Source organism: Paraburkholderia domus (assembly GCF_905220705.1).
GTDB classification, from domain to species: Bacteria; Pseudomonadota; Gammaproteobacteria; order Burkholderiales; family Burkholderiaceae; genus Paraburkholderia; species Paraburkholderia domus.
This window is the reverse complement of record NZ_CAJNAT010000001.1, coordinates 798,640-820,710: the sequence shown is the minus strand read 5'-3', so window position 1 is coordinate 820,710 and position 22,071 is coordinate 798,640. Positions and strand designations below refer to the sequence as shown.

Annotated in this window: 17 protein-coding genes and 1 tRNA gene; 11 read left to right on the top strand and 7 right to left on the bottom strand. The window is 61.7% G+C overall.

Features of this window, described 5'->3' with window-relative positions; all coding sequences use genetic code 11:
* Positions 1-90: 90 nt before the first annotated feature.
* The gene (locus tag KHO31_RS03510) at positions 91-1,926 is read right to left on the bottom strand and encodes an ABC transporter ATP-binding protein (protein ID WP_201070103.1); all 1,836 of its coding nucleotides are present in this window, start codon (positions 1,924-1,926) and stop codon (positions 91-93) included.
* Between the two features lie 693 nt (positions 1,927-2,619).
* On the opposite strand from KHO31_RS03510, the gene KHO31_RS03505 reads away from it, so the two are divergent.
* The 3 genes from KHO31_RS03505 (at position 2,620) to KHO31_RS03495 (ending at position 5,435) form a co-directional block, all read left to right on the top strand.
* Complete coding sequence (locus tag KHO31_RS03505) at positions 2,620-3,684, top strand: glycosyltransferase family 4 protein (RefSeq protein ID WP_201070100.1); 1,065 nt, start codon at positions 2,620-2,622, stop codon at positions 3,682-3,684.
* 275 nt (positions 3,685-3,959) lie between these two features.
* A complete protein-coding gene (locus tag KHO31_RS03500; protein ID WP_201070097.1) occupies positions 3,960-4,814 on the top strand; it encodes a hypothetical protein in 855 nt (284 codons plus the stop codon).
* 156 nt (positions 4,815-4,970) lie between these two features.
* On the top strand, positions 4,971-5,435 hold the full coding sequence (locus KHO31_RS03495) for a DUF2214 family protein (protein ID WP_201070094.1): 465 nt from the start codon (positions 4,971-4,973) through the stop codon (positions 5,433-5,435).
* A gap of 194 nt (positions 5,436-5,629) precedes the next feature.
* On the opposite strand, the gene KHO31_RS03490 is transcribed toward KHO31_RS03495, so the two are convergent.
* From KHO31_RS03490 to KHO31_RS03470, 5 genes are all read right to left on the bottom strand, one after another.
* Complete coding sequence (locus KHO31_RS03490; RefSeq protein WP_211622782.1) at positions 5,630-7,507, bottom strand: ABC transporter ATP-binding protein; 1,878 nt, start codon at positions 7,505-7,507, stop codon at positions 5,630-5,632.
* A 503-nt stretch (positions 7,508-8,010) separates the two neighbouring features.
* Positions 8,011-8,085: transfer RNA gene (locus KHO31_RS03485), tRNA-Val, on the bottom strand.
* Positions 8,086-8,133: 48 nt separating this feature from the next.
* A complete protein-coding gene (gene dnaQ / locus KHO31_RS03480; RefSeq protein ID WP_201070090.1) occupies positions 8,134-8,868 on the bottom strand; it encodes a DNA polymerase III subunit epsilon in 735 nt (244 codons plus the stop codon).
* 81 nt (positions 8,869-8,949) lie between these two features.
* Positions 8,950-9,396 carry a ribonuclease HI gene (gene rnhA, locus KHO31_RS03475; protein WP_169485743.1) on the bottom strand — a complete coding sequence of 149 codons (447 nt, stop codon included), beginning with the start codon at positions 9,394-9,396 and terminating at the stop codon, positions 8,950-8,952.
* A complete protein-coding gene (locus tag KHO31_RS03470) occupies positions 9,393-10,256 on the bottom strand; it encodes a class I SAM-dependent methyltransferase (RefSeq protein ID WP_201070088.1) in 864 nt (287 codons plus the stop codon). Before KHO31_RS03470 ends, rnhA begins: the two co-directional genes overlap by 4 nt.
* A gap of 19 nt (positions 10,257-10,275) precedes the next feature.
* Here KHO31_RS03470 and gloB point away from each other — a divergent pair, with 19 nt between their 5' ends.
* The 7 genes from gloB (at position 10,276) to KHO31_RS03435 (ending at position 20,514) form a co-directional block, all read left to right on the top strand.
* A complete protein-coding gene (gloB, locus tag KHO31_RS03465; RefSeq protein ID WP_201070086.1) occupies positions 10,276-11,067 on the top strand; it encodes a hydroxyacylglutathione hydrolase in 792 nt (263 codons plus the stop codon).
* A 157-nt stretch (positions 11,068-11,224) separates the two neighbouring features.
* Positions 11,225-12,919: a transglycosylase SLT domain-containing protein gene (locus KHO31_RS03460; RefSeq protein WP_201084613.1), complete on the top strand. Its 1,695-nt coding sequence runs from the start codon at positions 11,225-11,227 to the stop codon at positions 12,917-12,919.
* A gap of 202 nt (positions 12,920-13,121) precedes the next feature.
* The gene (locus KHO31_RS03455) at positions 13,122-14,363 is read left to right on the top strand and encodes an MFS transporter (RefSeq protein ID WP_201070081.1); all 1,242 of its coding nucleotides are present in this window, start codon (positions 13,122-13,124) and stop codon (positions 14,361-14,363) included.
* Between the two features lie 426 nt (positions 14,364-14,789).
* Positions 14,790-15,944: a glutamine-hydrolyzing carbamoyl-phosphate synthase small subunit gene (carA, locus tag KHO31_RS03450; RefSeq protein WP_201084612.1), complete on the top strand. Its 1,155-nt coding sequence runs from the start codon at positions 14,790-14,792 to the stop codon at positions 15,942-15,944.
* Between the two features lie 155 nt (positions 15,945-16,099).
* Positions 16,100-19,354, top strand: a complete 3,255-nt coding sequence (gene carB / locus KHO31_RS03445) for a carbamoyl-phosphate synthase large subunit (protein WP_201070075.1) — start codon at positions 16,100-16,102, stop codon at positions 19,352-19,354.
* 153 nt (positions 19,355-19,507) lie between these two features.
* Positions 19,508-19,984: a transcription elongation factor GreA gene (greA, locus tag KHO31_RS03440; RefSeq protein WP_201070059.1), complete on the top strand. Its 477-nt coding sequence runs from the start codon at positions 19,508-19,510 to the stop codon at positions 19,982-19,984.
* A gap of 20 nt (positions 19,985-20,004) precedes the next feature.
* Positions 20,005-20,514 carry a DUF4149 domain-containing protein gene (locus KHO31_RS03435; RefSeq protein WP_201070056.1) on the top strand — a complete coding sequence of 170 codons (510 nt, stop codon included), beginning with the start codon at positions 20,005-20,007 and terminating at the stop codon, positions 20,512-20,514.
* A 136-nt stretch (positions 20,515-20,650) separates the two neighbouring features.
* Here the strand turns inward: KHO31_RS03435 and KHO31_RS03430 are convergent, their stop codons facing one another.
* Positions 20,651-21,181 carry a YhbY family RNA-binding protein gene (locus KHO31_RS03430; RefSeq protein ID WP_201070054.1) on the bottom strand — a complete coding sequence of 177 codons (531 nt, stop codon included), beginning with the start codon at positions 21,179-21,181 and terminating at the stop codon, positions 20,651-20,653.
* Between the two features lie 182 nt (positions 21,182-21,363).
* Here KHO31_RS03430 and KHO31_RS03425 point away from each other — a divergent pair, with 182 nt between their 5' ends.
* Complete coding sequence (locus KHO31_RS03425) at positions 21,364-22,026, top strand: RlmE family RNA methyltransferase (protein WP_201070051.1); 663 nt, start codon at positions 21,364-21,366, stop codon at positions 22,024-22,026.
* Positions 22,027-22,071 lie beyond the last annotated feature (45 nt).

The window sequence follows — 22,071 nt, the reverse complement described above, 5'->3', positions numbered from 1 at the left end:
GGCGCGGTTAGTACCGCCCCGGAAGGCAAAAAAGCCGCTCGAAAGCGGCTTTTTTGTTTGGTTCTGAAGTAGCAGAGGGCGGCGCGTTGCTCAGACCACGTGCTGTTCGTCCACCTTCTTGCCGCCGATATGCAGCGTGGTTCCCTTGCCGTGCTGCTTCAAGAGCAGATCGCGATACAGGCCCGGCCGTTGGCGCAACTCTTCCGGACTGCCGTCGTCGATCACCTTGCCGGCGCTCATCACGATGATCCGGTCGAACGTGTTCAACGTCGACAACCGGTGCGCGATCGCTATGACCGTGCGGCCCACCATCAGCCGGTCGAGCGCCTTCTGGATCGCTTCTTCCGATGCGCTGTCGAGTGCCGAGGTGGCTTCGTCGAGCAGCAGGATCGGCGCGTTCTTCAGGATCGCCCGCGCAATCGCGATCCGCTGGCGCTGTCCGCCGGACAGCTTGACGCCGCGGTCGCCGACGATGGTGTCGTACCCTTCCGGCATGGCTTCGATGAAGTCGCTGCAGCGGGCTTCGCGCGCGGCGGCGAGCACTTCGTCGCGGCTTGCTTCAGGGCGGCCATAGGCGATGTTCTCGTACACCGTGCGATGGAACAGGGAAATATCCTGCGGTACCAGCGCGATTGCGTGGCGCAAGCTGTCCTGGGCGATCGCGGCGATGTCCTGACCGTCGATCTTGATGGCGCCGCCCTGCGTCTCATAGAACCGCTGCAGCAGCGCCAGCACGGTGGACTTGCCCGCGCCCGACTTGCCGATCAGGCCGACTCGCTGGCCCGGCTCGATATGCAGGTCGAAGTGATCGAGAATCGGCCGGCGGCGCGGGTAGGCAAACGTCACGCTTTCGAAATCGACCCGGCCGCCTTGCGGCACGAGTTCGGAGGCGCCATCGCGATCCGGCATGCCGTGCGGTTCAAGCAGGGTGCGAACGGCTTCCGCGAGCCGCGCGACGTGCTGCGTGACGTCGACCAGCGCCACGGCCAGATCGCGTGTGCCGTGCAGAATCGTGAAGCCGAGTGAGCTGACCAGCACGATGTCGCCGGAGGTCGCACGGCCTTGATCCCACAGCCACAGTGCCCAGCCCAGCAAGCCCGCCGACAGCAGCGCGGTGATCACCGCATGCAGCAGGCGCAGCTTTTCCAGATACAGCAGGCTCTGCTGGCGCGCATCCATTTCCGCCTTGACGGTTGCGCCGAAACGCTGCTGCTCGCGAATCGTCATGCCGAAGGCGCGCACGAGACCCATATTGCTGATCACGTCGACCAATTCGCCGTCCACTGACGCCGCTTTGGTCGCGAAATGGTGGTGCCGCGCCGAGCCACGCCCGGCAAGTTTATAAAGCACGACCGACAGAATGGCCGAGCACAGCATCAGCCCGCCCGCCATCAGCGGATTCACCGCGGTGATCATCACGATCGCGCCGAGCACCGCGATACACGGCGGCAGTACGTTCCAGGCGGTGGTGTTTTCGGCGGTGTAGACCGCGTTCGAGGTGGCCGTGATGCGGCTCGCCAGCATGCCCGGCTGTTTCTCCGAGTAGTAAGTAGGCGAGTGGCCGCTCAAGTACTGGAACAGATCGCGCCGCAAGTCGCCGGTTACGGCCACGAACGTATGCGCGGCAACCCAGCCGCCGACCCGCCACAGCAGATTGTCCGCTGCGATCAGGCCGACCAGGATGGCGAACGCGCCCCACAGCGGACCGGGATGATGCCGGCCTTCGCCGAGCACGTCGATCAGATGCTTGATCGCATATTGCGAAGCGAGCGCGCAGCCCACGGCCGCAAACACACTGCACAGAACGATCGCATGCGCGAGCGGATGGCGGCGGATAAAGCGGAAAAGAAACGCAAGCGGCCTATGCGCATAGCTCGCAAGCTTTGCGTTCTGGGCATTACGCTGGGCGATGGTTAAGTGTTCCAATTGATCGTGAGGTCGATGTGTTTCGGGTTGTGCTTGCAAGGCATGGGCCACTGCGAAAGAGTTCGCCACGAAGCCGATGCTTCGCATTGTAAACATGCAAAAGCGATTGCGCCCTGTGTATCCGGGCGATGGCGCGATTGATTTCGCGATAGACGACCGCGATCTGATGCTCGCTTGACCTGCCGATGGGGGCGGTGGTTCACGCGAGCTGCGGGCTATTTCGGGATATAATTACAAATTGCATTCAACGCGGTGCGGCATTTCTTCAATGCCTGCCGGTAAAGTTGACGCAGGAACTTACAGCTGCCGTCTTCGGGTCAGCGTTGCAAGCCAGTTGCTACTGTAGAACTGTCTTATAAAACAAGGGTTTGTAAAGTGTTTCGCCTTTGTAACAACGTAAAGACTTTGAAATGTTGTGGTGCAGCGAGATCCCCGGCACCGATAATGCATGCTCTGTTGGCCCACCGAAATATCTGACAGTTTGTCAACGTAGGTGCTTTGTGTGCGTTTACCGGCACATGCGCAGACACTGAACAGCTGATCTGGGCTCACTACCCAAGCGATCCATCGCAGGATTTCTCGAAAGAATCAGGCCCGCGCCGGCATATCCGGCCAGACTGCCCTGGCGAGCAAGCGAGTCGCTTTTACCAAACGCAGTACTTTTGCCTGATTTTTTACGAGGAGTTCTTCATTATGCGAATCGCTCAAATCGCTCCCTTGCACGAGGCGGTTCCTCCCAAGCTTTACGGCGGGACGGAACGCGTGGTGTCCTACCTGACTGAAGCTTTGGTTGAACAGGGCCATGACGTCACGCTTTTCGCAAGCGGCGATTCGCAAACCTCGGCGAAACTCGAAGCTTTCTGGCCGCAGGCGCTGCGCCTCGACCCGACCATTCGCGACGTGATGGCGCCGCACATGCTGCTGCTCGAAGAAGTGCGCCGCCGCGCGGACGAATTCGACGTGCTGCATTTCCACATCGATTACTACCCGTTCTCGCTGTTCGCCCGCCAGCCGGTGCCGTTCCTGACTACGCTGCACGGCCGTCTCGATCTGCCGGAACTGCAACCGATCTTCAATACGTTCAGCGACGTGCCGGTGGTGTCGATTTCGGACAACCAGCGCATGCCGCTGCAACAGGCGAACTGGCTGCAAACCGTTTATCACGGCCTGCCGGAAAACGTGCTCACGCCGATCAAGGACGTCGAGCCGGGCTACCTCGCATTCCTTGGCCGCGTCTCGCCGGAGAAGGGTCTCGACCGCGCGATCCGCATCGCCGGCCAGGCAGGCATGAAGCTCAAGGTCGCCGCCAAGATCGACAAGGCCGATCGTGCCTATTACGAAGAAGTGATCAAGCCGCTGATGGCGCTCCCGCACGTCGAATACATTGGCGAAATCGGTGAAGCCGAAAAGCGTGAGTTCCTCGGCAACGCGCATGCACTGGTGTTCCCGATCGACTGGCCGGAGCCCTTCGGTCTGGTGATGATCGAAGCAATGGCTTGCGGTACGCCGGTGATCGCGTTCAACCGCGGTTCGGTGCCGGAAGTGATCGAAAACGGCGTGTCGGGTTTCGTCGTGGAAGACGAAATCAGTGCTGTTGCCGCTGTGAAGCGCCTGCACACGCTGCCGCGCGCCAAGGTGCGTGCGGAGTTCGAGTCGCGCTTCTCGTCGAAGGTGATGGCGCAGAACTACGTCGCCACCTACGAAGAGTTGCTGCGTCAGAAGCATCGCACGGTGTTGCGCGAAGTCAACGCTAGCTAAGCACAGTAAGTAAAAGCAGTCAGGCCGGCTTGCCGGAGCGCGTTGGGTGCCTTTGGCTCGGCGTCCCCGGCGATCAGGTGGTCCGGCTGCACCCCAACAACGCCCCGCGTGCATCTTGCCCACGGGGCGTTGTTGCATGCGCGCCGCGTTTTGGCACCGTGAGCGGCAGAAAGTGCAGTTTTGAGACCGGTAACGGTGAGCCGGTCTCGGTAATATCCCTATAATGGCCGTGCCGCAAATTTGGCTGCGGCGCCCGCCGACGACAGGAGGATGCTTTGCCGAGAACGAAAGAGACGCGTGCGAACGCGGCGCCCGGCGCCGGAACGATTTTCGCGTTGCGCGCCATCGGTCTCGTGCTCCTTGCTCGCTGGCTTTTTTCGATGGCGCAGATGGACTTGGGCGCATCGCTGTCGGCGATGGTGTCCTCGCCGTGGGCATGCATCAACCTGGTGTTCCTGTTCCTGCTGATCTTCCTGCCGGGCGCGCGCGCCGTGGCCGAGCGTCCCTTTCATCCGCTGCCGCAATGGCTGCGGCAGGCACTGCGCCTGTTTGCTTTCCTCGGATTCCTGTTTGCGGTCTGGTCGGTCGGCGCGTTTGCGGCGAGCGCGGGTTGGCGGCGCGCCGCACAAGCGGTGGCGGCCACCAACGGCTGGCTATTGGCTGCGCCGGCGTTGTACGCGGCCGTCATGTGGATTTGCCGGCCGCGCGCGCTGTGGCGAACCAATATCGCGGCGCGACGCTTTGCAATCGGCCGCTACGCGGTCGCGCTCGATCCGGTCACGCGCACGGTGGTCGTCTGGGCCGAGCGTCGCAAGGTGGGTCAGTACGACGCCCGCGAATTGTCTGTACGATGGGCGGCGGATCACGGCGCAAGCGCGACGCCAACGCCTGCCCCCGCGGTGGCGTTCGGTGTTGCTGGCCAGCCGGGTGGGCCAGCGGCGCCGCTCGGTCCGGTGGGCGCGCCTGCGTTGGCCCGCGGCGGCTTCGGACGACGTCCGAAAATCGAACTGCTATGGGATTCGCCGGCTGCGGCAGGCCACAATCGGCAAACCGTGTTCCGTACCGCGCTGACTACCGAGGGCGATCGGGTCGCCGCGCGTGCGCTCGACACGTCGTTGCGGCAAGTCTGAATCGGGCGCTTTGTGCAGTCGGCCACATCTCGCCGCCGAAGCGGGCGTCGTAGAGTGAGCTGTAGTCGATAATAAGAAGTGAAAAAGTGCCACCCGGCGTTTCGGTGGGTGGGTGAGACCTACATCGATCGTATTGCGTCGTTTGCAGGAGTCGCTATGCTGGTTCGCTGGTTGCTTGCCGCCCTTCATCTACTCGCTTATGGCTTTGCCCTCGCGTCGATTCTCCGGCGCACCTGGTCATTGCGGCGAGCCAGCGTGCCCGCTGCGTTGCGATCCGTATTCCGCTCTGACTCGCGGTGGGGCATTTCGGCGTTGGTATTGATCGTTACCGGTCTGATGCGCGCTTTCGGTGGTTTCGAAAAGGGCGCCGACTATTACCTTCATGAGCCGCTCTTTCACGTCAAGATTACGCTGCTCGTGCTGATACTCATCCTCGAGGTCCCGACGATGCTCGGCCTGATACGTTGGCGAGCTTCTATCAGGAACGGCGCTCCACCCGATTTGCGAAAAGCGCGTACGTATGCACGTTTCAGTGTGGTCCAGACCGTATTGCTGGTGTTGATGGTGTTCGCGGCTACCGGCATGGCGCGCGGTATCGGGCTGCCTGCGGGCGTGGTTTAGTCACGCGTTGGGGGCTCTGGCCGGTTCAACGCCTTGGTTCGCGACACGCCGGGCGCATGCAGTACCGTCGAGCGGATCACACGAGTTATGCCGCGGCCACGGGTGGACGGAGAAGGGCGTGCGCAACGCCAGCAGAAAGTGCCTCTTACCGGCGGCGTCTGCATGGCGTCCCGCACGCACTGCTTGCAGCAATTTTACTTCTCGACCAGCAAGCTTGAATCATCGAGCCGATTCGCCTTCGCGCCATCGGTCTTGTGCATGACCTCCGAATCGTCCAAGTCCTTGATCAGCCCCAGCGCCTGACGTTCGAACAAGCGCCTGTACAGGCCGTTCTCGAGTTTGACTAGCGCCTCGTGACGGCCTTCCTCGATGACCTTGCCTTTGTCCAGCACAAGCAGCCTGTCCAGCGCTCGCACGGTGGAAAGACGGTGCGCCACCACCAGCGTCGTGCGGCCCATCATCAGCCGCTCCATGGCGTGCTGGATCAGCACTTCGCTTTCGCTATCGAGGCTCGAGGTCGCTTCGTCCAGAATCAGGATTGGCGCGTCCGCGAGAAACGCCCGCGCGATTGCCACGCGCTGGCGTTCGCCACCCGAGAGCTTGACGCCGCGTTCGCCCACCAGCGTGTCGTAACCTTGAGGCAGCGCCGCGATAAAGTCGTGCGCACTGGCGAGCCTCGCGGCGCGCTCTATCTCGGCGCGGCTCGCACCGGGCCGCGCATAGGCGATGTTCTCCGCCAGCGAGCGGTGAAACAGCACCGGCTCCTGCTGAACGATTGCGATCTGGCTGCGCAACGACGCCTGCCTCACACGGGCGATGTCCTGACCGTCGATTGTGATCCGGCCTTCCGAAATATCGTACAGCCGCTGGATCAGCTTGATGAAGGTCGTCTTCCCGGAGCCCGAATGCCCGACCAGCCCGACGCGTTCTCCCGGCGCGATGCGCACGGAGAAATTGTCATAAAGTGGCGTGGCTTTCGCACCGTAGTGGAAGGTCACGTGCTCGAAGCGAATTTCGCCTTTGCCGATCACGATCGGGGCCGCGCCGGGCCGATCTTCGATGCCCGGCGGCTGGCTCTCCAGCGATACCAGTTCTTCCATATCGTTGACCGAGCGCTGCAGATTGCGGATGTGCATGCCCACATCGCGCAGATAGCCTTGCAGCATGAAGAACATCGTCAGTGCGAACGTGATGTCGCCGACGCTCGCTTCGCCGCGCACCCACAACAGCAACGCGGCGCCGAGAATGGCGGCCTGGATTGCCACCAGCATGCCGCCCTGCAAGCCGCCGTTGATCGTGCCGCGCATCCACGTGCGGCGCGTGCGATGACGCCACTTGCCGATCACGTGCTCGAGCCGGACTTCTTCGCGCTCTTCAGCGCCGAACGCTTTCACCACGCCATTGCAACTGACGGCGTCGGCGAGAGCGCCGCCCATGCGCGTGTCCCATAGGTTGGCGAGACGTGCAGCGGGCGCAACGAAGCCGAGCGACATAGCCACGGTCACCACGATATACAGCACCGAACCAATACCGACGACCGCGCCCATCATCGGCCAGCGCCAGCCGAGCAGCACCGTCGCGCCGACCAGCATGACCAGCGATGGGAACAGCGCGATCAACAGTGTGTCGTTGAGCAGATCGAGCGCCCACATGCCGCGCGTGATCTTGCGCACCGTAGATCCGGCGAAGCTGTTGGCGTGCCAGTCCGTCGAAAAGCGTTGCACGCGATGAAACGCATTCGCGGCGATCTCGCTCATCATCTTGAGCGTCAGCCTGATGATGTTGAAGAACACGCCTTGGCGAAGGAGCGTGGCGCCGAGCCCGAGCGCGCCCAGCACGCAGAAGGCCGTGATGGCAGCGTGCCACGCGATGGTGTCGCCGGCAGAGCCCGATGCGATCGCGTCGACGAGCCGTCCGGCGAACATCGGAGTGAGTACGTCGGCTAATGCCGAGAGCAGTACCAGCGCCGTAATGACGAAGATGCGCCAAGGCTGTTTGGCCCAGTGAAGGAAGGTGAAGCCGAGGACGTCCTTGAAGGCCTGTCCACGAAAGTCGAGTTTTTTTCTGGTCATTTGCCACGACCCGGTGGCGCGCGAGCGCACCGAGGTTCCAGTCAGAAGCGAAAGGAAGAGACAGTCAAGCGAGCCGGGCTGCGTTGACAACAATGCCGGCAATAAGACTACGGACTGTCTGGGATTTACGCGGACGCCTGTTCAGGCAGAACCGCGTGAGCGACAACGCGACGACTTTAAGGTCGCGAGAACGGTCGTGAGACCATCCCAGGGACGACGATATGCACTGCGAACATGTGACGCCTCCCTGTAGTCGAATGAGGTGAAGAAAGTAGACGGGGCGAGTGCCCGAAAACTGACTATATCAGCAGTATTTAGCGACCGCAATCGTACGAAAGTTCGGTGTTGACTTCGAAGCAGTGCAGGCGCAAGTGCGCATCGACATGCGCCACACGTGATCGATTCAGCGCATGCATGCAATCAGAAGCAAAAGCAAAAGCAAAAAAGCCCTCGACTTTCGTTCGAGGGCTTTCTTTTGCGGTTCTTCGGAAACCCGCGAATTCTGGTGGGTGGTACAGGGATTGAACCTGTGACCCCTGCCGTGTGAAGGCAGTGCTCTACCGCTGAGCTAACCACCCGAAGAGAGCCGAATTATGTCAGGGATTTTTCCACTCGTCTAGTACTTTTTAAGCGGTTTGCTCATCCGCAGCCGGAGCAGGTTCGAGGCGCCACACGCTTGTGCCTTTGATCGCTTTGTCGAGACCGTCGAGCACGGCCTGATGTGCGGCGACTTCGTCTTCGCTCGCGGCAATCACGGTCAGATTCAGCGAATCGATCGCAATGCGCGGCGCGTGCGCATCGCCGCCACCGTGTGAATCGCCGAGCATGTCGATGACGAGGCTTTCCTGGCCGCGTGTCATCGCCAGATAAACCTCGGCGAGCAGTTCCGAGTCGAGCAGCGCGCCGTGCAGCGTGCGGTGCGCGTTGCTGATGCCGAAGCGATCGCACAGGGCGTCGAGTGAATTGCGTTTGCCCGGGAACATCTGCTTGGCGCGCGCCAAGGTATCGATGATCTCGCCGCAGTAGGTTTTCACCGGCGGCAAGCCCAGTAGCGCAAATTCGGCATCGAGAAAGCCGATGTCGAACGGCGCGTTGTGAATGATCAGCTCCGCGTCCTGAATGAAGTCGCGAATCTGATCGGCGATCTCGGCGAACTTCGGCTTGTCGCTCAGGAACTCGGTGGTCAGGCCGTGAACGGCCAATGCGCCCGGATCGCTGTCGCGTTCCGGGTTGATGTAGAAATGCAGGTTGTTGCCCGTGAGCCGGCGGTTCACCATTTCGACGCAACCGAGTTCAAGGATCCGGTCGCCGGTTCGTGCATTCAGGCCGGTGGTTTCGGTATCGAGGATGAGTTGACGCATGTCGGATTAGCCTGCTCTAAAAAAATCAGCAAAGAAGGAGGGCGCGTGCGCCGGTGTCGCTGCGGGGCGTCACAGCACGCATCACATTTCCGCGAGTGACGCGACACCGCGATTGGCCAGTTGATCCGCGCGTTCGTTTTCCGGGTGGCCGTTGTGGCCGCGGACCCAGCGCCATTCGATTTCGTGCTGCGCGACGAGCGCATCGAGCCGCTTCCAGAGGTCGGCGTTTTTTACCGGTTGCTTCGCGGCAGTGATCCAGCCTTTTTTCTTCCAGCCGTGAATCCATTCGCTGATGCCTTTCTGCACGTACTGAGAATCGGTGTGCACGACGGCCTTGCAGGGGCGCTTGAGTGCCTCGAGCGCGGCGATCACGCCCATTAGTTCCATGCGGTTGTTGGTGGTGTTGGGTTCGCCGCCGAACAGTTCTTTTTCCTGGTCGCCGAAGCGCAGCAGCGCGCCCCAGCCGCCGCGGCCGGGATTGCCCTTGCAGGCGCCGTCGGTATAAATATCGATGATGTCGGAAGTCATTGAGTGTGGTTGCGTGTGTTCGGAGTGGCGGCGGGCGCGAGGCCCGCGGCGAGGACAGGTTTCTTCACTTTCAGCGGGCCGACGAGGCGCATGCCGCGCACGCGCTTGATCGCCTTGATCATGTAGGTGGCGCCGAAAATCGGCCACCAGCGGTCGCCGGCGGCTTCCATGAAACCATAGCGGGACAGCCATTGATCGCTGGCGAGCGGCGGACGATAGCAGCCGAAGCGTCCGCGTTCAAGGTCGAAACCCAGCAGTTTGATCCAGTCTTTCAGGCGCGTGAAGGCGATCAGGTCGACTGCCGACGGCACGAACGGCCGGCCGGTTACCTTGCCGACCGATTGCCGTGCGCCCCACAGCGATAGCGAATTGAAGCCGAGAATGATCAGCTGGCCTTCGGGCATCAGCACGCGCTCCGCTTCGCGTAGCAGCCGGTGCGGGTCGCTCGTGAATTCCAGGGTATGCGGCATCACGATCAGGTCGACGCTTTGTGCTTCGAACGGCAGGTCGAGCAGGTCGCACCAGACCGTGCTACGCCCGGCTGGCGCCGACAGACCCGCGGGCAGACCTGGCGCGGAGCCGTTCCCCAAATCATTCGCCAGGCCATTGCCGGCACGCCCGAGGCCGCGCGGGAAAGCGTAGGGCGCGCTCGCGCCGCTCGCTGCGTCCAGCACGAGTCCGCGGCACGGCATGCGGTTTTCGCGCAAGGCGTCGAGCTGAGGTAGGCCGAGTTGCAGCGCATGGTAACCGAACACGTCGGACACCACGCGATCGAGCTGGGTCTGTTCCCACTCGAGTACGTAGCGGCCGGGTGGCGAGTCAGTCCAGGCGGGCCAGTCTATAATCGCTCGGTCAGTCATATCAAAGAATGCGTCGCCTATGAATGCGCTCGAGTACGTACCGGTCCCGGCGTTTGATGACAATTACATCTGGGTCGTTTCCGACGGGCATCACGCGGTGGTCGTCGATCCGGGTGAGGCCGCCCCCGTTCGCGCCTATCTGGCGAAACGGGGTTGGCGGCTGAGCGCTATTTTACTCACGCACCATCACCAAGACCATGTCGGTGGGGTGGCCGATCTGCTGAACGGCCAGGCCGTTCCCGTGTACGGCCCCGCCGGTGAAGCGATCCAGCACCTCACGCATCGTCTCAAAAACGGCGATCACGTGACGATTGCGGCGCCCGCACTCGAATTCAGCGTGCTCGACGTGCCTGGCCACACGAGCGGCCATATCGCCTATTTTCAGGCCGCCGACCCGCGCGGCACGCCACATGTGTTTTGTGGCGACACGCTGTTCGCGTGCGGCTGCGGCCGGTTGTTTGAAGGCACGCCCGGGCAGATGCTGGCGTCGCTGGATTCGCTCGCCGCGCTCCCGGGCGCGACCGAGGTTCACTGTGCACACGAGTACACGTTGTCGAACATCCGCTTCGCGCTCGCCTGCGAGCCAGGCAACGCCGAACTGCAAGCCTGGCGTGACAAAGCGAGCGAATTGCGCGCGCGCCATGTGCCGACGCTGCCCACCACAATCGCCCACGAACGCGCGGTGAATCCGTTTTTGCGCGCCGGCAACCCGGCGATTCAAGCAAGCTTGCAAGAACAGTTGCACGAAAAAGTGCCTGATCGTTTAGCGGCATTTACGCTGATGCGCGAATGGAAGAACCGCTTCCGGTGACCTGGTCTGCATTCGGGTATTGCTCACGCGAAGAATCGCAAAAATACGCCAAGCCCAAGATTTCCTTGATTTTTTTCGTCATTTTCCGATTGACGTAAACGTTGCCGTTTCGTACTATCGGCTGCAAATTCCAGCCCTTGTGGAAGCCGAGACGTTCATGCGATTTATCTTTAGTGCGTTGTTGGTCCTGACACTCGCCGCTTGCGCGAGTCAGGGACCGGCGACGAATAGCCTCACCACCGCAACAAATCCTGCCAGTCAGCAAGCCGTAGCCGACGCCCTCCGCAAGACAGCCTCCGCCAAAGAGACGATCAACGTCGACCAAGGCTCGGTCAATCAACTGACGAGCGCGGACGCCGACCTGTGGGGCCGTATTCGCCGTGGTTTTCAAATGCCGGATCTGCAAACCGACCTCGTCGACATGCAGGTCAACTGGTATGCGCAGCGCCCGGACTACGTGCAGCGCATGACTGAGCGCTCGCAGAAATACCTGTACCACATCGTCGAAGAGCTCGAAGCGCGCCATATGCCGACCGAGCTCGCCTTGCTGCCGTTCATCGAATCCGCGTACAGCCCGCAGGCGCTGTCGGTGGCGAAGGCCGCCGGCATGTGGCAATTCATGCCGGGTACGGGCCGGACCTACAACCTCAAGCAGAACATGTGGCAGGACGAGCGCCGCGACGTGCTGGCCTCGACCAGCGCCGCGCTCGACTACCTGTCGCGTCTGCATGACATGTTCGGCGACTGGCAACTGGCGCTCGCCGCTTACAACTGGGGCGAGGGCAACGTGCAGCGCGCGATCGCCCGCAACGAAGCGGCGGGCTTGCCTACCGACTACCTCAGCCTGCGCATGCCGAACGAGACGCGCAACTACGTGCCCAAGCTGCAGGCGGTGAAGAACATCGTAATGAATCCGCAGATGTACGGGCTCACACTGCCGTCGATTCCGAACCACCCGTATTTCGTGACGGTCACGACCTCGCACGACATCGACGTGGACACGGCGGCGAAACTCGCGAATCTCTCGCCCGATGAATTCCGCTCGCTGAACCCGTCGTTCAGAAAACCGGTGATTCTCGGCGCCACCCAGCCGCAAATTTTGCTGCCGTTCGATAACGCGAGCGCATTCGAACGCAATCTGAAGACGTACTCCGGGTCGCTGTCGTCGTGGACCACGTACACGGTCACCGAGCGTGCTGCGCCCGCGGCGATCGCGCAAAAGATCGGTGTCGACGCCGACACGTTGATGGAAGTGAATAAGATTCCGGTCGGCATGCGGCTGAAGCCGGGCTCCACGATCGTGGTGCCGCGTGGTTCGGACGACGACGAGGACATTAGCGCCGACGTCGCCGAAAGCGCCGTGCTCGCCATGGAGCCGGACGTCCCCGATACCCGCAAGATGCTGATCCGCGTGCGCCGCAATCAAACGATGGCCGCCATCGCCGTGCGTTACGGCGTCTCGATCGGTCAGTTGAAGGCGTGGAATCGCACGCATCGCGATCAGGTTTCGCGTGGTCAGGTGATCGTGCTGCACGTGCCGGTGGGCAAGGCGATGCCGAGCGAACCCGGTCCGGAGCGCATCGCGACCGACGTGCAAGGCGGCGGCGTAGAGAAGATCGGCACCCGCGTCGCAGACACGAAGAGCGATTCGCGCTACGATAAGAAGAAGGGCCGTGGCCGCTCCGCCGTTGTGAAGGTGTCTGAACCGGTGGGTCAAACCAGCAAGCCGACAGCGTCCGGCGCCAGCAAGGGCAAGGTGACGAAAGTGTCGGCTTCCACGTCCAGCAAGGCGTCGAAGGCCGCGGCAGATAGCCGCCCGAAGACCGTGGCCAACGCGAAGAAGGGTAAGTAGACCAAAAAGCGGCACCCACGGTAGTGACCACATGCGTTGCGGGGGCAGCGCATGAATTGCGCTCCGATCACGCACCGTGTTATTCCGACGCCGTCACCTATGGTGACGGCGTTTTTCATTCTGCAGATCAATTCAGGCGAAGTTTGCGCATTTCATTTATCTTTCGTGCTTAGGCCAAAGTCGGCCGCTCATTTCAAAGCTTATGTCGTCGACCCAGTTGCGCGTTTTTCTCCTGTTTTCCGCCGGTTACTTTGTTTCTTACGTGTTTCGCGGCGTCAATCTCGGCTTTGCACCCTTTATCACACACGATCTCGGTTTGTCGGCCACTGATCTCGGCTTGCTGACCAGTCTGTATTTCCTCGGCTTCGCGGGCGCGCAGATTCCGGCCGGCGTGCTGCTCGATCACTTCGGCGCGCGTCGGGTGACTGCGGTCACCTTGCTATTTGCCGCGCTGGGAATCTGGGTATTCGGCGCGGCGCACAGTGTCGGCATGATGATGGTTGGGCGTCTGCTGATCGGCGTCGGTGTGTCTGTGTGTCTAGGCGCCGCCTTCAAGGCGCTGGCACAGCATTTCGCGTCGGCACGGCTGCCGCTGATGAACGGGCTGGTGATGGCGATCGGCGGTTTCGGCGGTGTGATGGTCGGCTCACCGCTCACGTGGGTGCTGAGTTTCGCCAGTTGGCGTGCGGTCTGTGTCGGCCTGGGTCTGCTGACGGTGCTGGTGGCGGTGGCGCAGTGGACCCTCACGCCGGACACCAAGGAAACCCATCACCAGGCAAGTCTCGGCGCCCAGTTCAAAGGCACTTTGCACATCCTGAAGAGCGCTGCATTCTGGAAGATCGCGTCGTTCTCGGTCGTCACTCAGGGCGTGTTCTACGCGATGCAATCGCTGTGGGTCGGCGCCTGGTTGCGTGACGTGCAGGGCTTCGAGCCGCGTGAAGCCGCCGCGCTGGTGTCAGTCCTCGGCTTCGCGATGATGGCCGGCTGCGTGGGCTTCGGCGCGGCCGCGCGCAGCCTCGAGCGGCGCGGCATTTCGCTGTACGTGTTCTGCGGCATCGGTATGGCGCTGTTCGTCGTTACCCAGCTGCTGATCATGTTCAACGTGGCGCTGCCGGCGAGCCTGCTCTGGGCGGCGTACGGGATTTTCGGCGGTACCGGGATTCTCAGTTACGCGGTCATGGCGCGCCATTTCCCTGCGCAAATGATCGGCCGGGTGAATACCACGCTGACACTGATCATTTTTCTGCTGATTTTCGGCTTCCAGATTGGCGTCGGGGCCGTGCTGTCGCGCTGGCCGGCCAGTGGCGGACATTATCCGGCGACCGCACACCTAACCGCCTGGGGCATTCTTGTTGCGCTACAAGTGTTGAGCGCGATCTGGTACGTGTTGCCCAGCCGCACGCGGCTTCAACCGGTGCAGGTGCGAGCCGGGCAGCAGATTTAAGGCTGTCGCGCAGGGCTCCCAGGGGAGTCATATTTACCGGTCCTATCCCGATTCTGGCCCGTGTAAATTTTGTCGAATGGCCGTCGAGCCATATGCAGCGAGGCTTTGACCCGATTCGGATCGTGCCCGGCTACGTCGGCTCCCCATCTCGGATTTGGAGGGAGGGGCAGTTTCACGCTATAATTCCAAGGTTTGAGCTTATCAACCCGCACCCTAGCGCCTACCTCTCCCATACCGTTCATCCGCCGCGCGCTTTTGACGCCCCGCACCCCAGCCGATCCGTCTACACAATGGACTCATCGCGCCCCTTGCGACGTTACCAGCAGTACGCGAGCGAGTCTGCGCGCGCATCCTGTCGGTGCGTTTCGCTGCGGCTCGCAGTCGGATAGACAGGTCGGCAACAGGGTGTTCCCCAAGGAGTCTCCCGTGTTGCCGTCATTTTCTCCCGCTTTGCTCGCACTCGCCGACGGCACGGTCTTTCGTGGTTACTCGATCGGCGCCCCCGGGCATACGATCGGCGAAGTCGTGTTCAACACCGCTATCACCGGCTATCAGGAAATCCTGACTGACCCGAGCTACGCGCGCCAGATCGTGACCCTCACGTATCCGCACATCGGTAACGTCGGCGTGAATGCCGAAGACGTCGAAGCCACGAAAGTCCATGCCGCCGGCCTGATCATCCGTGATCTGCCGGTTCTCGCGTCGAACTTCCGCATGGAGCGCACGCTCCCGCAATACCTGAAGGACGAAGGCGTGGTCGCCATCGCCGGTCTCGACACCCGTATGCTGACGCGCGTGCTACGCGACAAGGGTGCGCAGAACGGCGCCATTCTGGCCGGTTCGGATGACGAAGCGAAGGCTATCGAACTCGCCCGCTCATTCCCGGGTTTGTCGGGCATGGACCTCGCGAAGGTCGTGTCGACGAAGGAAAGCTACGAATGGACCCAGACCGAATGGCGTCTGGGCACCGGCTACGGCACGCAAAACGCGCCGAAGTACCGTGTGGTCGCATTCGACTACGGCGTGAAGTACAACATCCTGCGCATGCTGGCTGAGCGCGGCTGCCACGTCACCGTGCTGCCGGCAGAAGCGTCCGCGGCTGACGCGCTCGCGCTCAACCCGGACGGCGTGTTTCTGTCGAACGGCCCCGGCGATCCGGAGCCGTGCGACTACGCAATCGCGGCGACTAAAGAACTGATCGAGCGCGGCATCCCGACCTTCGGCATCTGCCTCGGTCATCAGATCATGGGCCTCGCGCTCGGCGCCAAGACCCTGAAGATGAAGACCGGCCACCACGGCGCGAATCATCCGGTAAAGGATCTCGAAGACGGCCGCGTAGTCATCACGTCGCAGAACCACGGTTTCGCGGTCGACGCCGACACGCTGCCGGCCAACGCCAAGGTCACGCACGTCTCGCTGTTCGACGGCACGCTGCAAGGCTTCGCGCTGACCGACAAGCCGGCGTTCTGCTTCCAGGGCCACCCGGAAGCGTCGCCCGGTCCGCACGACATTGCCTATCTGTTCGATCGCTTCACCGCGTTGATGGACACGAAGAAGGCCGGCAAGGCAACAGCGGCATAAGCTGCAGCGTGTGGGGCGCCCAGGCGGCGCACGGCTCGTGGGGCGAACAGCGCCTCAGCGCACAAGCACAGCGAGCCGCACACAACAGAGCGCGCGCAACGTATCAACGCAGCGTGCCGACGGAAAGAATTCAGGAATACATTAGCGAGAGCGTTATGCCCAAGCGGACAGACATTAAAAGCATCCTCATCATCGGCGCGGGTCCGATCATCATCGGCCAGGCGTGCGAGTTCGATTACTCGGGCGCGCAGGCATGCAAGGCGCTGCGTGAGGAAGGCTACAAGGTCATTCTCGTCAACAGCAATCCGGCGACGATCATGACCGACCCGAACACGGCCGACGTCACCTACATCGAGCCGATCACGTGGGAAGTGGTGGAGCGCATCATCGCCAAGGAGCGCCCGGACGCGATCCTGCCGACAATGGGTGGCCAGACCGCGCTGAATTGCGCGCTGGATCTCCACGCGCACGGCGTGCTGGACAAGTACAAGGTCGAGCTGATCGGCGCCTCGCCGGAAGCGATCGACAAGGCGGAAGACCGCCAGAAGTTCAAAGACGCGATGACCAAGATTGGCCTCGGTTCGGCCAAATCGGGCACCGCGCATTCGATGGAAGAAGCGCTGCAGGTGCAGGCCGACATCGCTGTGCAAACGGGCAGCGGCGGTTATCCGGTCGTGATCCGTCCGTCGTTCACGCTGGGCGGTTCGGGCGGCGGCATCGCGTACAACCGCGACGAATTCGAAGAAATCTGCAAGCGCGGTCTCGATCTGTCGCCCACGCGCGAGCTGCTGATCGAAGAATCGCTGCTCGGCTGGAAAGAGTACGAGATGGAAGTGGTCCGCGACAAAAAGGACAACTGCATCATCGTTTGCTCGATCGAAAACCTCGACCCGATGGGCATTCACACTGGCGACTCGATTACCGTCGCGCCGGCGCAAACGCTCACGGACAAGGAATATCAGATCCTGCGTAACGCATCGCTCGCCGTGCTGCGCGAAATCGGCGTGGACACAGGCGGTTCGAACGTGCAGTTCTCGATCAATCCGAAAGACGGCCGGATGGTTGTGATCGAAATGAATCCGCGTGTGTCGCGCTCGTCGGCACTGGCTTCGAAGGCGACCGGTTTCCCGATCGCGAAGATCGCGGCAAAGCTCGCGGTCGGCTACTCGCTCGACGAACTGAAGAACGAAATCACCGGCGGCCAGACCCCGGCGTCGTTCGAACCGACGATCGACTACGTCGTCACCAAGATCCCGCGTTTCGCGTTCGAAAAATTTCGCGAGGCCGACGCACGCCTGACCACGCAGATGAAGTCGGTCGGCGAAGTGATGGCCATTGGTCGCACCTTCCAGGAATCGTTCCAGAAGGCGCTGCGCGGTCTGGAAGTGGGTGTGGACGGTCTGGACGAAAAGACCACCAACCGCGACGAGATCATCCGCGAGATCGGCGAAGCCGGTCCGGATCGCATCTGGTATGTCGGCGACGCGTTCCGTGTCGGCATGACGGCCGAAGAGATCTTCGAAGAGACCTCGATCGACCCGTGGTTCCTCGCGCAGATCGAACAGATCATCCTGAAGGAAAAGGCGCTGGCGGGCCGTACGCTGGCAAGCCTGTCGAAAGAAGAGCTCAAGTATCTGAAGCAAAGCGGCTTCTCGGATCGTCGTCTGGCGAAGCTGCTCGGCGCGAAGCCGGCTGAAGTGCGTCAACGCCGTATCGAGTTGAACGTGCGCCCGGTCTACAAGCGCGTCGACACGTGCGCGGCCGAGTTCGCCACGAAAACCGCCTACATGTACTCGACCTACGAGGAAGAGTGCGAAGCGAACCCCACGAACAACAAGAAGATCATGGTGCTGGGCGGCGGCCCGAACCGGATCGGCCAGGGTATCGAGTTCGACTACTGCTGCGTGCATGCCGCGCTCGCCATGCGCGAAGACGGCTACGAAACGATCATGGTCAACTGCAACCCTGAAACCGTTTCGACCGACTACGACACGTCCGATCGTCTGTACTTCGAATCGCTGACGCTCGAAGACGTGCTCGAAATCGTCGACAAGGAGAAGCCGGTCGGCGTGATCGTTCAGTACGGCGGCCAAACGCCGCTGAAGCTCGCACTCGATCTCGAAGCGAACGGTGTGCCGATCGTCGGCACGTCGCCGGACATGATCGACGCCGCTGAAGACCGCGAGCGTTTCCAGAAGCTGCTGCAGGACCTCGGCCTGCGCCAACCGCCGAACCGTACCGCGCGTGCTGAAGACGAAGCGCTCAAGCTTGCCGAAGAAATCGGCTATCCGCTGGTGGTGCGTCCGTCGTACGTGCTGGGCGGCCGCGCGATGGAAATCGTTCACGAGCCGCGTGATCTCGAGCGCTATATGCGCGAGGCCGTGAAGGTGTCGAACGACTCGCCGGTGCTGCTCGATCGCTTCCTCAACGACGCGATCGAATGCGACGTGGATTGCATCTCCGATGGCGAAGCTGTGTTCATCGGCGGCGTGATGGAGCACATCGAACAGGCGGGCGTCCACTCGGGCGACTCGGCTTGCTCGCTGCCGCCGTACTCGCTGTCGAAGGAAACCATTGCCGAACTGAAGCGCCAGACTGGCGCAATGGCGAAGGCGCTGAACGTGATCGGCCTGATGAACGTGCAGTTCGCGATCCAGCAAGTGCCGCAGGCAGATGGTTCGAAGGAAGACATCATCTACGTGCTGGAAGTGAATCCGCGTGCATCGCGTACGGTTCCGTACGTGTCGAAGGCGACCAGCCTGCCGCTCGCGAAGATCGCAGCGCGTGCGATGGTCGGCCAGAAGCTCGCCGATCAGGGCGTGACGAAGGAAATCGATCCGCCGTACTTCAGCGTGAAGGAGGCTGTGTTCCCGTTCGTCAAGTTCCCGGCAGTCGATCCGGTGCTCGGACCGGAAATGCGTTCGACCGGCGAAGTGATGGGCGTGGGCCAGACGTTCGGCGAGGCGCTGTTCAAGTCGCAACTCGCAGCGGGTTCGCGTTTGCCGGAGTCGGGCACGGTGCTGCTGACCGTGATGGACGCCGACAAGCCGAAGGCCGTCGAAGTCGCGCGCATGCTGCACGAACTCGGCTACCCGATCGTCGCGACCAAGGGCACCGCTGCCGCAATCGACGCGGCCGGCGTGCCGGTCAAGGTCGTCAACAAGGTGAAGGACGGTCGTCCGCACATCGTCGACATGATCAAGAACGGCGAAATCGCGCTGGTCTTCACCACCGTCGACGAAACCCGCGCGGCGATTGCCGACTCGCGCTCGATCCGCATGAGCGCACAGGCAAACAAGGTCACGTACTACACGACGATGTCCGGTGCACGGGCTGCGGTTGAAGGTTTGCGCTATTTGAAGAACCTGGAAGTCTATGATTTACAAGGTCTTCACGCTCGCCTAAACTAAGGCTTCGAATACCTGTCCAAGATGTAAGTGCCGCGGTTAAGCGGCGTTCCGCAGGTGCTGTGGCCCGGGTTATGCCCGGAACGTCAGCCTCTACGGAATGCACTTAACCGCGGTGATTTTTTTTACGGCTGTTTTTTGCACATAGAGTTGTTTATGAGCACTGTTCCATTGACGAAGCGCGGCGCGGAAATGCTGCGCGATGAATTGCAGCGCCTGAAATCGGTTGAGCGTCCCTCGGTGATCAATTCGATCGCGGAAGCGCGTGCCCAGGGCGATCTGTCGGAAAACGCGGAATACGACGCGGCGAAGGAAAAGCAGGGCTTCATCGAAGGCCGTATTGCCGAAATCGAATCGAAGCTGGCCGGTGCGCAGGTCATCGATCCCTCCAAGGTGGACGCGGACGGCCGCGTCGTGTTCGGCGCAACGCTCGAACTCGAAGACCTCGATTCGGGTGCGAAGGTCAAATATCAGATCGTCGGCGACGACGAAGCGGACATCGACCACGGTCTGATCTCGATCAGCTCGCCGATCGCGCGCGCATTGATCGGCAAGTCGGAAGGCGATGTCGCATCGGTGCAGGCGCCGAGCGGCGTGCGTGAGTACGAAATCATCGCGGTTAGCTACGTTTGAAGGCGGCCCCGGTGTCCTTGGTGCCACATCGACTGTTCCGGCTACTGACGGTGGTGTGGGTCGGTAGTCTGTTGACTATCGGCTATGCCGTCGCGCCGGTGTTGTTCACATCGCTCGACCGGATCACGGCGGGCGCCGTGGCGGCGCAACTGTTTCGCATCGAGGGCGTGCTGGGCGCGGTGTGCGGCATTTTGCTGCTGGGTCTTGCCAACATACTGGTTCGCCGCGGCAGCGACGCCTATCGTCGTTTGCGCTGGTTGATCGCCGGTATGCTCGTGTGCGTGCTGGTGGGTTACTTTGCTTTGCAGCCGTTCATGAATGCAATGCGCATCGCCGCGCTGGAAGCGGGCAGTGACGTCGGGCATTCGGCTTATGCGACGCGCTTCGGCATCCTGCATGGCGTGTCGAGTCTGTTTTACCTGATCGAAAGCCTGCTGGGGGTGGCGCTGGTGTGGAAGCTGCCGGCGAGCGTCGGCGTCGTGACAGCGGAGCAAGGTGCTCGCGGCGCTGCAGGGAAAGTAACCAGTTGAGTGGTGCGGCTCCGGCTTGCTGAAGCGGGTTTGCCTGCAAAGTAGGAGTAGAGTGACCTAAGCCGGGTTACCCAGGCGATTTGCCCAGGCAGTTCACTCCAAGGTGCGGGCACGGCCCGCACCTATCATCATTCGCTTACTTCGACGACTGATGCGCGCGCTTCGCGCTGGTCTGGCGCTTCTTGGCGCGCTTGATATTGCCGCCTTGCGTGACGCGTTCATTGCCGCGCACCACGACTGCTTTTGCTTTCGGCTTGCGCATCGGGATTTCGCTGGGCTTCACCACCGTGACCACGCGCGGCGCGCGGCCTTTACCCGGTTTGACTTCGACAGCTGCTTCGCGGGCGCTAGGCAGGGCGCCGCGCTTGGCCTTTACAGCCGGCTGTGCTGCTGCTTCCGGCTTCCAGATCACCAGCAGCTTGCCGATATGCTGGATCGGCGCAGCGTTCAGCTGGTCACAGATCTGTTCGTAGATGGCGATGCGCTCTTCGCGTTCGTCGCCGAATACGCGGATTTTGATCAGTTGATGTGCGCCAAGGTGGACCTTGATCTCCGACAGCACAGCGTCGGTCAAGCCTTCGGCGCCGACGAGCACGACCGGTTTGAGCGCATGTGCCTGGGAGCGCAACTCGGCGCGTTGGTCGGTAGAGACTTTGAGGGCTGGCATGGAAAGTGGGAGACTCGACTAAAATGGCGGCACCTGCATTTCCGAGAGATTCGGCCAATAGCGCAGGGCGGCGCGTCAGAACAACAGAATCGCGGATGACTGCCAGTTTTGGCGGTGGCCGCGCGAATTAACCGCGTATTATCCCCTAAAGCGCCACATTTCGCAGCAAGAGTTCACCTTTAATGGCAAAAAACAAGTTCAACACGGCGTGGTTGCATGATCACATCAACGACCCGTACGTAAAAATGGCGCAGCGGGAGGGCTATCGCGCCCGCGCAGCCTACAAGCTGAAGGAAATCGACGAGCAGGACAAGCTCATCCGGCCGGGCCAGGTGATTGTCGACCTCGGTTCGGTGCCGGGCAGCTGGAGTCAGTATGCCCGTAACAAGCTCGCCAAGGGCTCGCAGCGCGACGCCGAGCGCGAGGGCGGCATCGACGGCACGATCATCGCGCTGGACATGCTGCCAATGGAGCCGATCGCCGACGTCCACTTCATTCAGGGCGACTTCCGCGAAGACGCGGTTCTCGAGCAACTCGAAGAATTAGTCGGCGAGCGCCAGGTTGACCTTGTAATTTCGGACATGGCGCCCAACCTGTCGGGAGTGGCGGTGGCGGATGCCGCGCGAATCGAGCATCTGTGCGATATCGCGATGGAATTCTCGCAAAACCACCTGAAGCCGGATGGCGCCCTTTTAGTCAAATGCTTTCATGGCAGCGGTTACAGCCAGATTGTCGAAAAGTTCAAGCGCCAGTTCAAGGTGGTGGCGGCCCGCAAGCCGAAAGCCTCGCGGGACAAGTCGTCAGAAACATTTATTTTGGGTAAGCATCTCAAGCGGCCCGCGTAGGCGCGCTGCAGGAAGGTTCCGCATCTGCCGGTAATGTGCCCATGG